At 72.3% G+C, this 15,500-nt stretch carries 9 protein-coding genes; 4 read left to right on the top strand and 5 right to left on the bottom strand.

What is annotated here, in order from left to right; translation table 11 throughout:
* The first annotated feature begins 376 nt into the window (after nucleotides 1-376).
* Nucleotides 377-1,177: a sugar phosphate isomerase/epimerase family protein gene (locus ACZ4VA_RS01320; protein WP_355787233.1), complete on the top strand. Its 801-nt coding sequence runs from the start codon at nucleotides 377-379 to the stop codon at nucleotides 1,175-1,177.
* Nucleotides 1,178-1,343: 166 nt separating this feature from the next.
* On the opposite strand, the gene ACZ4VA_RS01315 is transcribed toward ACZ4VA_RS01320, so the two are convergent.
* Complete coding sequence (locus ACZ4VA_RS01315; RefSeq protein WP_468079198.1) at nucleotides 1,344-3,374, bottom strand: cell wall-binding repeat-containing protein; 2,031 nt, start codon at nucleotides 3,372-3,374, stop codon at nucleotides 1,344-1,346.
* Nucleotides 3,375-3,704: 330 nt separating this feature from the next.
* Here ACZ4VA_RS01315 and ACZ4VA_RS01310 point away from each other — a divergent pair, with 330 nt between their 5' ends.
* Entirely contained in the window at nucleotides 3,705-5,558 is a 1,854-nt protein-coding gene (locus tag ACZ4VA_RS01310) for a glycoside hydrolase family 3 protein (RefSeq protein ID WP_355787240.1), read from the top strand.
* 265 nt (nucleotides 5,559-5,823) lie between these two features.
* On the opposite strand, the gene ACZ4VA_RS01305 is transcribed toward ACZ4VA_RS01310, so the two are convergent.
* From ACZ4VA_RS01305 to ACZ4VA_RS01290, 4 genes are all read right to left on the bottom strand, one after another.
* The gene (locus ACZ4VA_RS01305; RefSeq protein WP_356237649.1) at nucleotides 5,824-7,272 is read right to left on the bottom strand and encodes a S28 family serine protease; all 1,449 of its coding nucleotides are present in this window, start codon (nucleotides 7,270-7,272) and stop codon (nucleotides 5,824-5,826) included.
* Nucleotides 7,273-7,450: 178 nt separating this feature from the next.
* Nucleotides 7,451-7,837 carry a hypothetical protein gene (locus ACZ4VA_RS01300; RefSeq protein WP_355794359.1) on the bottom strand — a complete coding sequence of 129 codons (387 nt, stop codon included), beginning with the start codon at nucleotides 7,835-7,837 and terminating at the stop codon, nucleotides 7,451-7,453.
* 83 nt (nucleotides 7,838-7,920) lie between these two features.
* Complete coding sequence (locus ACZ4VA_RS01295) at nucleotides 7,921-11,658, bottom strand: ABC transporter ATP-binding protein (RefSeq protein ID WP_468079194.1); 3,738 nt, start codon at nucleotides 11,656-11,658, stop codon at nucleotides 7,921-7,923.
* 131 nt (nucleotides 11,659-11,789) lie between these two features.
* Complete coding sequence (locus ACZ4VA_RS01290) at nucleotides 11,790-12,713, bottom strand: serine hydrolase (protein WP_468079193.1); 924 nt, start codon at nucleotides 12,711-12,713, stop codon at nucleotides 11,790-11,792.
* Nucleotides 12,714-12,999: 286 nt separating this feature from the next.
* Between ACZ4VA_RS01290 and ACZ4VA_RS01285 the strand changes: the two genes are divergently transcribed.
* The gene (locus ACZ4VA_RS01285; RefSeq protein ID WP_356164710.1) at nucleotides 13,000-13,803 is read left to right on the top strand and encodes an endonuclease I family protein; all 804 of its coding nucleotides are present in this window, start codon (nucleotides 13,000-13,002) and stop codon (nucleotides 13,801-13,803) included.
* Nucleotides 13,804-13,984: 181 nt separating this feature from the next.
* Entirely contained in the window at nucleotides 13,985-15,475 is a 1,491-nt protein-coding gene (locus tag ACZ4VA_RS01280; RefSeq protein WP_356164707.1) for a hypothetical protein, read from the top strand.
* The last annotated feature ends 25 nt before the right edge of the window (nucleotides 15,476-15,500 follow it).

Raw genomic sequence — 15,500 nt, 5'->3', positions numbered from 1 at the left:
CACGCCCGTCCGCCAGGTGGGCATCGCCCACCGGCCCGCACCCGAGCCACCGAGCCCGCGCCCCCGCAGCTCAGCCCCCACGAACCGCAAGCCGCCCTACGACCGAAGGGGCCGTGCCGGTACATCAAATGGCCGTCGAGACGGGGACGTATCCGGCCGAGGAACGCTGGTGACGGACGCCGACACCAACTACCGACGGCCGGATGTACCGGCACGGACCCGACCCACCCACCGGACCTAAAGCGCCCGACGCCCGCCGCAACGCCCGTGCGCGTCCGTGATGCGGGTAGGGTCCGGCGCATGCTCTGCTGTCCCGGGGGGCACCGGACCCCCGGCCGGGCCCGCGTGCCCGGGGCTCCGTAGCGAGGTGTGCAAAGTGAAACTGGCCTTCTCCACCCTTGGCGTCCCGGGACTCCCCGTCCCCGACGTCGTACGGCTCGCCGCGACGCACGGCTACCACGGCGTCGAACTGCGGGCGCACCCCGAGGAACCGGTCCACCCCGGCCTCACCCTCGCCGAACGCGCCGACGTCGCGGCCGAGTTCAAGTCGGCCGGCGTAGAGATCCTCGGCCTCGCCGGATACGCCCGCGTCGCGGCCCCCGGCGACGACACCCCCGTCCTGCGCGAGATCCGCGACCTCCTGGAGCTGGCCAGAGACGTCGGCGCCCCCTTCGTCCGCGTCTTCCCGGGCGCCGGCGAGGACCAGAGCCCGGAGGAGGCCGACGCGACGGCCGCCCGGCGCCTCGGCACCGCCGCGGAGTACGCGACGGACCTCGGCGTACGCATCCTGCTGGAGACCCACGACTCCCACCGCACCGGCGCCGACGTCATCCGCGTCCTGGGCCCGGTGGGCCACCGCCGGGTGGGCGCCCTCTGGGACGTGATGCACACCTGGCTGGGCGGCGAACAGCCGTCCACCACGTACGCCGCCCTGTCCCCGCACCTGGGCTACGTCCAGGTGAAGGACATCGCCTCGCCCGAGGACACGACCCCGCTGCTCCTCGGCACCGGCGTCCTGCCGCTCACGGAGTGCGTGGAGCTCCTCTCCCGGGAGGGCTGGGACGGCTGGCTGTGCTGGGAGTACGAGAAGCGGTGGTACGAGTCCGCCGAGCCGCTGGAGCCGCTGCTGACCCCGGGCCGCGACCACCTGGCCCGCCTGCTGAACGACTCGGCGTAGCCGGCGCGCCCCCGAAACGCCACGCCCGAAACCCACGCCCGGAACGAGCAAACCGGCCCCCGGGTGCGGAACGCACACCCGGGAGCCGGTGTCGAGGCGCACCGGGCGGACCGGAGCGTGGCGGCGACCGCCGTCGCCGCCACGCTCCACCGCCCGGTGGCCCCCGCTACTTGTTGGTCGTCCGCACCGAGTCCAGGTCGGGCACCGGCGCCCCGCCCGTGCCCCGGGGCAGGACCGGGCCGGCCCCGCTCCGGGCACCCGCCGACAGCGCCGACTTCTGCGCGGTCTGCTGCGGGACGATCCCGTCGTAGTACGGCGTGTACTTGACGAGGGAGCTGCCCGCACTGATGGCGGACCCCGCCGCCGTCAGCTCGGACGCGGAGACCGACCCCGTCCCGCCGAAGGCGACGACGATGTTGACCCCGGCCGCCTGCTCGCGCAGGTACGTCGCGTCGGCGTCCGTCAGCGTCGTCTCGTCGGTCCACAGGATGGGTCCGTAGTCGAGCATGCCGGTGCTCGCGGAGACGCCCCCGCGCCAGCTGTCCGACCAGGCGAGGCCCACCACGGAAGGCGAGGTCCACCAGAAGCGGGCGAGCGCGGCGGAGGTCCCGTCGTGGCCACTGCCGCTGATCGGGTAGTACGACCAGGTGTCGGGCCAGTTGGAGAGGTACGTGTGCGTGAGCGCGTACTTCGCCGAGGCGCCGACGGGGATGACCATCGTCTGGTCGGGGTCCAGCGAGTTGAGGTACGACTTCACCGACGTCGACAGCGAGTTGCCGTCGTTGAGGACGACCGTGCCCTTGCCGCCGTACCCGAGGGCACCGGCCGCCGCGGAGGCCGCCATCGCGGAGTGGTAGTCCGTGCCGGTGGCGAGGAACACGTACTCCGGCGCGCCGGTGACGGCCTTGGCGACCGCCACGGACGTCGAGTAGCGCGAGGTGCCCGACAGCCGCTTCGGCGTGAAGCCGAGGGAGCTGACCTTGCTCGCGACGGTGCCGGAGAGGATGTCGGTACCGCCGACCAGGTAGACCGTCGCGCCGGGCTTCAGCGTGCGCTTCAGCTCGGTCTGCACGGCGGTCGACAGCGAAGTCTCCGAGGTCATCAGCAGGGGACCCTGCTTCTGGCCGGCGAGGCTCTGCCCGGTCAGCGCGTAGGACGGGCTGTCCTTGCTGACGAGGACGGCCGACTTGGCGTCGATCAGACCGGGCTCGCTCTGGCCGACCGTGTTCCAGCTCCAGCGCGACGCGGCCACGTTGGTGGCGTAGGAGTCCGCGCCCCAGACCCGGCCGACGCTCTGTCCGCGCAGCGGCTGCCACGCCGGGTCGAGGACCGACGACGTGCCCGGAGGCAGCGGCATCTTGGTGACGTCGCCGGTGGCGACGTCCACGATCCGGGGGATCGCGACGTCCTCGTCGGTCCCGTTGGTGACGACGATGCGCGTGCCGGTGGGCGCCCACGCCGGGGCGTACGCGGCGTCCTCGAAGGTGAGCTGGCGCTCCCCCGTGCCGTCGACGTTCACGACGAAGAGCCGGCTGAGGCCGCCCGACTCGCGTACGAAGGCGACCTGGGTGCCGTCGGGCGAGATCGCCGGGTCGTCGCCGGTGTCGGCCAGCTTGGTGAAGCCGCCGGTGGTGTCGTCGTAGAGCCAGATCGCCGAACCGGTCGGCGAACCGCAGGTGTCGCCGGTGCGGACGAAGGCGATCAGCCCGTTGGCGGCCGCGCTCGGCTTGCGGTCGCAGCCGTCCTCCGAGGTGGAGAACAGCGGCTGGGCGTAGCGGGAGCCGTCCGAGGGGGCGTAGCGCAGGCGGCCGCCGCCGGAGTAGACGACCGTGCTGCCGCTGTAGAGGAACGTCGGGTCGCCCACCGACGTCATGGAGCCCTGCTCCTGGATCTTGACCAGGGTGGAGCCGGTGTAGCGCCGGGTCTCGACCCGGTTGTCCTTCACGTACGCGACGCGGCTGCCGTCGGGCGACCAGGACGGCTGCCTGCCGTCGGCGACGAAGTCGGTGTACGTGCCGGTGCCGGGCTGGTTCGTCTGCAGGACGTTGCGCGCGCCGTTGAGGAACATCAGCGTGCCGTCCGCGGCCTGCCAGGTGACGGGGTTCGCCGCGGCGGCGCCCGGCGCGGTGGCCATACCGGCGGCCACGGCGACGGCGGTGCCCAGCGCCGCGAGGACGCGGCGTCTTCGAATCTTCATGTGCCCCCACAAAGGTGATGAAAGAGAGCTGTCGTTCACCTCTCGGGTGCGGAACGGAAACCTCACGTTCCTCTGCGACAGCTGCGTCACTGTAACGGCACAGCTGATCAAAAAGGAACAGGTTTCAACCATCACTTGGCCCCCGACCGCGACGACCAGCGCGGCACCCGCGGGACCACCCCGGCGGCTCAGCCGCCCGCGGCCGACGGCACCCCGTCACCGGCGCGCCTCCCTGCGACCAGGCCGGTGGCGGCCCGTTCCCGGTTACTGTGCACACCCTTGACTGGAAGAAACTTCCCGGATATTCGTGATTCCTCGGAAGTTTCCTTCATGAGGGAAGGGGCGCACGTGCGCGACTCCGGCACGGGAAGCACCGCAAGACCGTCCAGACGTTCCGTTCTCACCGCGACGGCGGGCGTCACCGCCGCCCTCGCCGCCGGGGGCGGCGCGTACGCCGCCGCCGACGGCACCCCGCACGACGACCGGAGACTGCGCGCGCTCATCTCGCGGATGACGCTGGAGGAGAAGGTCGGCCAGCTCTTCGTGATGCGGGTGTACGGCCACTCGGCCACCGCGCCCGACCAGGCCGACATCGACGCCAACCTCAAGGAGATCGGCGTCAGGACGGCCGCGGAACTGGTCGCCAAGTACCGCGTCGGCGGCATCATCTACTTCGCCTGGGCGCACAACACCCGCAGCCCGCAGCAGATCGCGGACCTGTCGGACGGCATCCAGAAGGCGTCCCTGGGTCTGCCCCGCGGCCTGCCGGTCCTCATCTCGACGGACCAGGAGCACGGGATAGTGGCACGGGTGGGCAAGCCCGCGACGCTCTTCCCCGGCGCGATGGCCCTCGGCGCCGGAGGCTCGCGGGAGGACGCCCGCACGGCCGGCCGAGTCGCCGGCGCCGAACTGCGCGCGCTCGGCATCCGCCAGGACTACGCGCCGGTCGCCGACGTGAACGTGAACCCGGCCAACCCGGTCATCGGCGTACGGTCCTTCGGGGCCGACCCCGAGGCGGTCGCCGGGATGGTGGCGGCGCAGGTGAAGGGCTATCAGAGCGCCGGTGTCGCGGCGACGTCCAAGCACTTCCCCGGGCACGGCGACACCGCCGTCGACAGCCACACCGGCTTCCCGGTCATCGGGCACAGCCGGGAGCTGTGGTCCGAGCTGGACGCCGTGCCGTTCCGGGCGGCGATCAGGGCGGGCATCGACTCGATCATGACCGCGCACATCATGGTGCCGGCGCTCGACCCGGCCGGCGACCCGGCCACCCTCTCGCACCCGATCCTCACCGGCATCCTGCGCGGCGAACTCGGCTACGACGGCGTGGTGGTGACGGACTCGCTCGGCATGGAGGGCGTCCGCACGAAGTACGGCGACGACCGCGTCCCCGTACTGGCGCTGAAGGCGGGCGTCGACCAGCTCCTCAACCCGCCCTCTCTGGACGTCGCGTGGAACGCGGTGCTCACGGCGGTCCGGGGCGGCGAGCTGACCGAGGCCCGGCTGGACGAGTCGATCCTGCGCATCCTGCGCCTCAAGGCGAAGCTCGGCCTCCTGAGGGACGCCTACGTCCCCGACGGTGCCGTCGAGCGCACGGTGGGCACCCGGGCCCACCTGAGGACGGCCGACCGGATCGCGGACCGCACGACGACCCTGCTGGTCAACAAGGACGGCCTGCTCCCGCTGTCCCGGCGGACGCACCGGAACGTGCTCGTGGTGGGCGCCGACCCGGCCTCGCCCTCCGGCTCCGACGGGCCCCCGACGACCGTGCTCGCCGCCGCGCTCACCGGACTCGGCTTCTCGGCGACCGCGCTGTCCACCGGTACGGCACCCTCGCAGGCGACCGTCGACAAGGCGGTGGCGGCGGCCGGGAGCGCGGACGCCGTGGTGGTCGGCACGTACAACGTGACGGCGACCAGCGCCCAGCGGACCCTGGTGGAACGGCTGGTCGCCACGGGCGTCCCGGTGGTCGCCGTGGCCATCCGCAACCCGTACGACGTGGCCCAGCTCCCGGGTGTCGGCGCGTATCTGGCCGCGTACTCCTGGACGGACGTCGAACTGCGCGCGGCGGCACGGGTGATCGCGGGGGCGGTGTCCCCGACCGGGAAGCTGCCGGTGCCCGTGCAGCGGGCCGACGATCCGGCCCAGGTGCTGTACCCCCTCGGGTACGGGCTGTCGTACTAGCCCTGCGCCCCGCCCGCCGCGGGACCCCGCCGTCGGCCCCCGAGCACCCCGAACGTCCGGCGTGGCCCCGTGCGGGCGGGCCACGCCGGGCGGGGTCGTACCGGGGGGAGCCATGGGGGCCGAGCGGGTCGGACGTGCCCTGCCGGGCGTGCCGGCGCCGTACGCGCCGGCCTCGGCGCTCCTGACGAGCCGTCAGGGCCCGGCGGCGGTGAGCCGGTGGGCTGCGCCCGTCCGGTGCGGTGACCGGACGGGCGCGGCACGGGTGTTACGGACGCAGCGCGGGCTCGCGCTCGACGTCCCGCTTGTCCAGCCTGGCGTCGAACTTCGCCAGCGGCTTCGCGGCCGCCGGGTCCGCCTGGACGGCCGCCGAGGCGACTCCCGCCCATTCCAGGATGCGGGCGGTGGCGAACGCCTTCTCGTCGGCGACGAGTCCGGCGACGTTGGCGCCGTGGTTCAGTCCGGGCGCCGTCATCACGTACGAGTCCTTCGCGCCCTTGCCGAGGCGGAAGCGCTCGGCGCCCCACGGGTCGTTCTGGCCGTAGACGAACAGCATGTGGCGCGCGTTGTGGCGCACCCAGGTGTCGACGTCGCGCATCGCCCACGGCTGGAACTTCATGGAGATGTCGCGCGGCACGAAGTTCCGCGGCGGCTGGTACCCGTAGCGGATGAACCGCTTCTCGATGTACGGGAACTTGATCGTGGGCGCTCCGAGCTGCGTACCGGCCTGGTAGTAGTACGGCGTGTACGTGGTCAGGCCCTGGTCCGTGTAGGCGGAGAAGCCGGAGATCGTGTCGACCGAGGTCCAGATCTCGTCGTCGGTGGCGTGCGCCGCGTCGGCCGGGATGTCCCCGCAGTCGGAGAGCAGGCTGTACTGCCAGAAGCCCCAGACGTAGTCGAGGACGACCGCCTCGTAGGCCCGGTCCAGGCTGCCGATGGTGGTGAAGGTGTAGCCCTCGGCCGCGGCCAGATCGGCGTACTTCTTCTCCAGCGGCTCGCGGCGGACGAGCGCCTCGCGCTGCACCGCGTTCAGCCGGTCGCGGCACTCCTTGGTGCCGACGTTCGCGAAGAAGCGGTCGTAGGCGGAGTCCTCGTCGTTCACCACGTCGTTCGGGGCGACGTAGGCGACGACGCCGTCCATGTCGCGCGGGTAGAAGCGCTCGTAGTACGTGGCGGTCATGCCGCCCTTGGAGCCGCCCGTGGAGAGCCACTTCTTGCCGTAGATCGGCTTGAGGGCGGTGAAGATGCGGTGCTGGTCGCTGGCCGCCTGCCAGATGTCCAGCTTGCTCCAGTCGGCCGGGGCCGGACGGGACGGCGTGAAGTAGCGGTACTCCATGGAGACCTGGTTGCCGTCGACGATCTGGGTCGGCTCGCGGCGGCCGGGGTTGGTGGAGACGTTGTAGCCGCCGGTGTAGAAGACCGTCGGGCGGGCGGTGTCCTTGTGCAGCACGGTGATCCGCTGCTGGAACGTGCCCTTGGACGGGTTCCGGTGGTCGACGGGCTGGGTGTAGTTGAGGACGAAGAAGCGGTACCCGGTGTAGGGCTTCTCCTCGATCAGGCTCATGCCCGGTATCGCGAGCAGCTGGTCCTTGATGTCCGTACCGGTGGTGCCGGTGGTGCCGGTGGCCTCCGGCTGGGCGGCGGTGGCCGCCCCGGCCGTGCTCAACGTGCCGATGAGCACCGTGAGCGCCAGCAGCCATCTGAGCGCCTTGCGCATGCACCCTCCCCTGGGAAATACGCGGATGTCCGCCGGAACCTAGCGGAGCAACACCCGGTGCACCAGGGGATGTTGAGTCGACGTGCCGGAAATGTGCCGGATCGGCCGCAAACGGCCGGGGCTCCGGACCGGAAGCGGACCGCCGCGGGGGCCGGTCCGGGCCCCGTTCAGCACAGGATCAGCAGAGGATCCAGCCCGAACTGACCGAGCCCGAGCCCACGGAACCCTCGACGCGCACGCAGCGGCGTCCGGCGTGCACGGTCACCGGGCCGGCGTGGTGCGTGTAGCGCCCCTTGTCGGCGACGGGGCGGCTGCCGCGCGCCTGCACGCTCACCGACATCGACTTGCGCGAGCCCTGCCGCTTGGGGAACGTCACCGCGCACACGTAGCCACTGCGTTTGTAGACCTGCACGGAGCCGGTGGAGAAGGGCAGGGTGCGGACCTTGCGTCCCGAGCAGTAGGAGGCGGCCTCCGCGCTGCCCGGCCCGGCGAGGGCGAGCAGCCCGGACGCGGTCAGCACGGCCGTGCCGAGCGCCAGCCGCCTGCGTATCGCACCACTGTCCACTGTCGTCCCTCCCGCAGCAATCAGCGTACTGGTGTACGGACGCAGGACGTACGTCGGATGGTTGCGCGGGAGGGGACGGGCCGTCAGGCCGTGGAGCGGACCGGCTCCCCGGGCTCGGGCGCGCCCACGAAGGTGCGCCACAGCTCGGCGTACCGGCCGCCGAGGCGCAGCAGTTCCTCGTGGGTGCCGTCCTCGGCGACGCGGCCGTGGTCCATGACGACCACCCGGTCGGCGCGGGCGGCCGTGGTCAGCCGGTGGGCCACCACCAGCGTCGTACGGCGGCCCGCGATCCGGTCGGTGGCCTGGTTGACCAGTGCCTCGGTGGCGAGGTCCAGGGCGGCGGTGGCCTCGTCGAGGAGCAGGATGTCCGGGTCGACGAGTTCGGCGCGGGCCAGCGCGATCAGCTGGCGCTGACCGGCCGACAGGTTCCGGCCGCGCTCGGCGACCTCGTGCAGATAGCCGCCGTCGAGGGTGGCGATCATGTCGTGGGCGCCGACGGCGCGGGCCGCCGCCTCGACCTCGGCGTCGGTGGCGTCGGGGCGGCCGTAGGCGATGGCGTCGCGGACCGTGCCCTGGAAGAGGTACGCCTCCTGCGGGACGACGCCGAGCCGGTGCCGGTAGGACGTGAGGTCGAGGTCGCGCAGATCGGTGCCGTCGACGGTGACGCGCCCGCCGGTCGGGTCGTAGAACCGGGCCACCAGCTTCACCAGGGTCGACTTGCCCGCGCCGGTCTCGCCGACGAACGCGACGGTCTGCCCGGCGGGGACGGTCAGCGCGACGCCGCTGAGGGCCTCCTCGTCGTCGCCGTAGGCGAAGTCGACGTCCTCGAAGGCGATCTCCCCGCGCAGGGAGAGCACGTCGAGCGGCTCGGCCGCGGACCGCGTCGACGTCGGCTCGCGCAGCAGTTCCTGGATGCGGCCCAGCGAGACGGTCGCCTGCTGGTAGCCGTCGAAGACCTGGGAGAGCTGCTGCACGGGCGCGAAGAACAGGTCGATGTAGAGGAGGTAGGCGACCAGGGCGCCGGTGGTCAGTGTGCCGGCGTCCACCCGGTGGGCGCCCACGATCAGGACGCCCGCCGCGGCCACCGAGGACAGCAGCTGCACGAAGGGGAAGTACACGGAGATCAGGCGCTGGCCACGGATGCGTGCCTGGCGGTAGCTGTCGCTGCCGTCCGCGAAGCGCTTGCGGCCCGCCTCCTCGCGCCGGAACGCCTGGAGGATGCGCAGCCCGGAGACGGACTCCTGGAGGTCGGCGTTGACCACCGAGACGCGCTCGCGGGCCAGCTCGTACGCCTTCACGCTGGCCCGGCGGAAGAAGAAGGTGCCGACGACCAGCGGGGGCAGCGTGGCGAAGACCACCAGCGCCAGCTGCACGTCGATCACCAGGAGCGCGCCCATGATGCCGAAGAAGGTGACGACCGAGACGAACGCGGTGACCAGGCCGGTCTGCAGGAAGGTGGACAGCGCGTCCACGTCCGTCGTCATCCGGGTCATGATCCGGCCGGTCAGCTCGCGCTCGTAGTAGTCGAGCCCGAGCCGCTGGAGCTGCGCGAAGATCTTGAGCCGGAGCGAGTAGAGGACCCGCTCACCGGTGCGCCCGGTCATCCGGGTCTCGCCGATCTGGGCCGCCCACTGGACGAGCACGGTGAGCAGGGCGAGGACGGCGGCCGTCCACACCGCGGCGCGGGAGAGCTGCGAGACGCCCTCGTCGATGCCGTGGCGGATCATCACCGGCAGCAGCAGGCCCATGCCGGCGTCGAGGGCGACCAGGCCGAGGCTGACGAGCAGCGGCAGCCCGAAGCCGCGCAGCAGCCGGCGCAGCCCGTAGGACTCCTCCGGCATGACCGCGCGGGCCTCGTCGATGCCGGGGGTCTCGGTCGCCGGGGGCAGCGCCTCGACCTGCGAGAGCAGCTCCGGGGTGGCGGGCATCCCGGCGATCGCGTTGTCCTTCGGCTTGCGGTCGCCGGTCCACAGGTGCGGGGTGACGCCGCGCTCGGCGTCGAACTCGGCGTCGAGCTCGTCGCGGACGGACGTGTCCTCCCGCTCGGCGGCGGGCGCGGCCCGGCCGGGCGAGACGCCGCCCAGCTCGTCCGGGTCGGTGAGCAGCCGCCGGTACAGCGCGGAGCGTTCCTGGAGCTCCTCGTGCGTGCCGATGTCGGTGAGCCGGCCGCCGTCGAGCACGGCGATGCGGTCGGCGAGGTTCAGGGTGGAGCGGCGGTGCGCGATGAGGAGGGTGGTGCGGCCCCGCATGACGTGCGCGAGGGCCTCGTGGATCTCGTGCTCGACCCGGGCGTCCACGGCGGAGGTGGCGTCGTCGAGGACGAGCAGCCGCGGGTCGGTGAGGATGGCGCGGGCGAGGGCCATGCGCTGGCGCTGGCCGCCGGAGAGGGTCAGTCCGTGCTCGCCGACGGTCGTGTCGTACCCGTCGGGCAGCTCGGCGATGAAGCGGTGGGCCTGGGCGGCGCGGGCGGCGGTCTCGATCTCCTCCTGCGTGGCGTCCGGGCGGCCGTAGGCGATGTTGGCGCGGACGGTGTCGGAGAACAGGAAGGAGTCCTCGGGGACCAGCCCGATCGCGGCGCGCAGCGACTCCTGGGTCAGCTCGCGGACGTCGTGGCCGCCGACCAGGACGGCGCCGTGGGTCACGTCGTAGAAGCGCGGCAGCAGCAGCGAGACGGTGGACTTGCCGGAGCCGGAGGAGCCGACGACGGCGAGGGTCTCGCCGGGGCGGATCTCGAAGGAGAGGCCGTCGAGGACGGGGCGGCCCTCCTCGTAGCCGAAGGAGACGTCGTCGAACTCGACGGTGGCGGGCGCGTCGGCGGGCAGCGTCTTCGTGCCGTCCTCGATGGAGGGCTCGGTGTCGATCAGCTCCAGGACGCGCTCGGCGCCCGCGCGGGCCTGCTGTCCGACGGTGAGGACCACGGCGAGCATCCGCACCGGCCCGACGAGCTGCGCGAGGTAGGACGAGAAGGCGACGAAGGTGCCGAGGGTGATCTGTCCGCGCACCGCGAGCCAGCCGCCGAGGGCGAGCATCGCGACCTGGCCGAGGGCGGGCACGGCCTGCAGCGCCGGGGTGTACTTCGCGTTGAGCCCGATGGTGCGCATCCGGCCCGCGAAGAGCCTGCGCCCGACCTCCCGGAGCTTCCCGGTCTCCTGGTCCTCCTGCCCGAAGCCCTTGACGACGCGGACGCCGCTGACGGCGCCGTCGACGACCCCGGCGACGGCGGCGGCCTGGGCCTGCGCGTACCAGGTGGCGGGGTGCAGCCTGGTGCGGCTGCGCTTGGCGATGAACCAGAGGGCGGGGGCGACGGCGAGGGCGACCCCGGTGAGCGGCAGGGACAGCGAGGCCATGATCCCGAGCGAGATCAGGAAGAGCAGGACGTTGCCGATGGTCATCGGCAGCATGAAGAGCAGGCCCTGGATCAGCTGGAGGTCGCTGGTGGCCCGGCCCACGACCTGGCCGGTGGACAGCTCGTCCTGGCGGCGGCCGTCGAGCCGGGTGATGGTCGCGTACATGTCCGTGCGCAGGTCGTGCTGGACGTGCAGGGCGAGCCGTCCGCCGTAGTAGCGGCGGATGTAGGTCATGACGTAGACGAGGACGGCGGCGCCTATGAGGGCGCCGGCCCAGGGGGCCATGTCCCTGGTGTGGTTCCCCACGACGTCGTCGATGATCACCTTGGTGACGAGCGGGACCAGTGCCAGGACGGCCATGCCCCCGAGGGACGAGCCGAGGGCCAGCACGACGTCCTTGGGGTAGCGCCATGCGTACCCGGCCAGTCGCCGCACCCAGCCGGGCTCGCCCGCCCCGCCCTGTTCCGCTGCCACGCAGATGCCTTCCGTCGTTCCTGTTCCGCCGGAAGGCACCAACACGGATCGGGGCGGATTTCATCCCTCCGCAACATTCGCGGCGCGGCGAAGGGCAGGCGAGACGGCCGGGCGGCGGGGCGTGCGGGGCGTCAGCCGGCGGTCGGCACCGCCGGGAACGCCTCGCGCGGTGTCTCGGTCGGCGTGTACCGCTGGGCGGTGCTCACGCTCGGCACCAGGTCCCGGTGAATGACCTTGGCCACGGCCTGGATGGTGGCGACGCCGTAGTCCATCGTGCTGTTGCCGTGGGTGAGCACGGAGATCGTGTAGTCGTGGCCGGCCCCGTCGAAGGTGCCGACACTGTGTACGCGCCAGCCGTTGGTGGCGCGCGACAGCCAGCCGTTCTTGACGTGCACGGCGACCGAGGAGGGCGCGCCGGCCGGGGTGCCCCAGCGCTGCGAGGAGACGACCTTGCCCATCAGCTTCAGGACGTAGGCGCGGGCGTTGTCGCTGAGAACGGTGTTCCGGGCGGTGAGCAGCGCGAGCAGCTTCTGCTCGTCGCGCACGGTGATCTGGGTCAGGCCCCAGTAGCCGTCGGCGCCGGGCTTGGTCTGGGTCATGCCGGCCGCGGTGAGGAAGCCCTTGATCTTCGTGAGGCCGAGCTGGCGCCACAGGGTGCTGGTGGCGGCGTTGTCCGACCTGGTGATCATGGCGGTGGCGAGGTCGGTCTCGCGCTGCGTGAGGTAGCGGTTGTGCTTCTTGGCGTCCCACAGCAGCGTGGCGAGCACGGTCACCTTGACGACGCTGGCGGAGTCGAAGGCGCTGGTGGAGCGCAGCGTGCAGGTGGTGTTCGTCGTACGGTCGCGGAGGCCGACGGCGACGGTGCCCCGGCGGCCGGCGAGCGCGGCGGTGATGTCGCGCTGGAGCTTCTCGGCGAGGCCCGCCCGGTCCGACGTGCAGGTGACCTGCGCGGCCGTGGCCGAGGCCGGCGTCGCGGCGGCGACCAGCGGCACGAGCACACCGACGCCGAGGCCGGCCGCGAGCACACGGGCGCGCCCGGATATCCGGTGAGTCATGAAGGTTCCCATCCCCTGAGGCGATACGGGTGCGCCCCCTGCACACCCGCCCCCCTTTGACCGGGCAAGGGCACGAAAAGTTGTACGAGTCGCGCGACGGGACCGGTTCCTTTCGGCGCCCGCCTCAGGGACCGGATCCGGCAGAGCGGGCAAGTCGCGGGCGCTGCCGCCGACTTGCCCGCTTCCGACACACAACGGTCACATCTCGTTCACCCCTAGAAGCGCATGTCCATGTCACGCTCCCGATTGCCCGCTCAATCAACCCGCGTAGAACGGACGTCCCCACATGCCCGCCACGCACACACGCCGCTGGAAGACGCTGGCGCTGTCGACCTCAGCCGTGCTCGTCGCGCTCGCCGTCCCGACGGTGACCGCCTCCCCCGCGAGCGCCACGACGACGGCGTACGACACCACGTACTACAAGAACGCCGTCGGCAAGACCGGGTCGAGCCTGAAGTCCTCGCTGCACACCATCATCAGCAGCCAGAGCAAGATCTCGTACTCCGCGGTCTGGAACGCGCTCAAGGTCACCGACCAGGACCCGAACAACAGCAACAACGTGATCCTGCTCTACAGCGGGGTCTCGCGCGCCAAGTCGCTCAACGGCGGCGACCTCGGGGACTGGAACCGCGAGCACACCTGGGCCAAGTCCCACGGCGACTTCGGCGAGGTGACCGGCCCCGGCACGGACCTGCACCACCTGCGCCCGGCGGACGTCCAGGTGAACAGCATCCGCGGCAACAAGGACTTCGACAACGGCGGGAGCACGGTCAGCGGCGGGGGCGGCAGCCTCACCGACTCCGACTCCTTCGAGCCGCGCGACGCGGACAAGGGCGACGTGGCCCGCATGATCCTCTACATGGCGGTGCGCTACGACGGCGGCGACGGCTTCGCCGACCTCGAACCCAACGAGAGCGTCAGCAACGGCAGCAACCCCTACATGGGCAGGCTCGCCGTGCTCAAGCAGTGGAACGACGAGGACCCGCCGAGCGCCTTCGAGGAGAAGCGCAACCAGGTCATCTACGACACCTACCAGCACAACCGCAACCCCTTCATCGACCACCCGGAATGGGTCGAGGCGATCTGGTAGGAGCGGTAATCGCCTGAACTCCCTCCGTGAAAAGGGGAGTTCAGGCGGTATCCGTCGTTCCGGGCCACCACCGGGTGACCGATGAATGGCCGACGGGCGTACAACCAGTGACGCCCCGCCCGAGTCGCACTGTCCGGACGCGTCGGACCACCGCGTCCACCGGAACGACGAAAGGCACTCGATGTCCCGAGCACGACGAAGGACCCGCTCCGCGCGACTGACCGCGCCCCTGGCCGCAGCCGCCCTGCTGGCCGGCGGCATCGGCACCTGGGCCCTCACCGGCGCCACCGCCCAGGCCGCCGGCGGATCGGCGGACGCCCGGGACGACTTCAACGGGGACGGCTACGCCGACCTGGTGGTCGGGGCCCCGGGCGCGACGGTGTCGAGCCAGGCCAAGGCGGGCTACGTGGCCGTCATGTACGGCTCCCCCGGCGGCCTCTCCACCACGGACAAGAAGATCGTCAGCCGCTCCACCAGCGGGGTGCCCGGCGCCGCCACCGCCAACCAGCGCTTCGGATCGACCTTCGCCAAGGGCGACCTGGACAAGGACGGCTTCACCGACCTCGTGATATCCGGCGGCACGGCCGGCTCGGTCGTCCTGTGGGGCTCCGCCTCCGGCCTCACCGGCGGCACCGCCCTCGCCGGATACGGGGCCGCGCCCCAGGCCGGCGACTTCGACGGCGACGGCACCACGGACCTCGCCCTGTTCGCCGCCCGGTCCGTCGGCGGCGACGACCCCGCGGGCGCCCCGGCCGCCCTGTGGAAGGGCCCGCTCTCCCGCACCGGCCGCCCGGCCGCCGTCCTCAACATCCTGGACAAGTCCGGCTGGTGGGGCAACGACGAGGACGACGCCTCCTGCGCCACCGGCGGCGGCTGCGAGGAGGACGGCGACTCGATCACCGGTCCCGTCGTCTCCGGCCAGGTCGGCGACATCAACGGCGACGGCAAGGACGACCTCGTCCAGTGGCGGTACGAGGGCGACGGCGTGTGGGGCAACCGCCTGCTCTACGGCGGCACTTCGGGCTTCGTCAAGGGCCGCGCCCCCGGCGAGGACACCTCCCGCGAGGGCGTGGGCACCGGCATCGGCGACGTCGACCACGACGGCTACGACGACGTCGTGGTCGGCGGCGACGGCTGGAACGGCAAGGCGCGGATCGCGTTCGGCTCGGCCTCCGGCCTGTCCGAGACGCGGGTGCAGTCCTTCGACCAGGATCTGCCCGGCTTCCCCGGCGTCGAGGAGGAGGGCGACGGACTCGGCACCTCCGTCTCGGTCGCCGACGTCACGGGCGACGGCTACGCGGACATCGCGCTCGGCATCGCGGGCGAGGACGTCGAGGACATCGCCGACGCCGGCTCGGTCGCGCTGCTCCACGGCGGCCCGACCGGCGTCACGGGCGCCGGGACCCAGGTGTTCCACCAGGACACCGCGGGCGTCCCCGGAGTCGCCGAGACGGACGACCGGTTCGGCGTGAGCACCGCGCTGCTGGACGTCGACGGCAACGGCCACCGCGACCTGGCCGCGGGCTCCACCGCCGAGAACGGCACCGACGGCGCGGTCTGGATCCTGCGCGGCACCTCGTCCGGGCTCACCACCACGTCGGCGCTCGCCTTCGGCGCCGCGAAGCTGTCCGCGCCCGCGACGGACGCCCTGTTCGGCGCCCCCCTGCGCTGACGGGCGGGGCGGGGCGTCCGCGCCC

The sequence above is a fragment of the Streptomyces sp. NPDC028308 genome (genome assembly GCF_055565855.1).
This window is presented reverse-complemented; position numbering and strand designations above follow the sequence as displayed.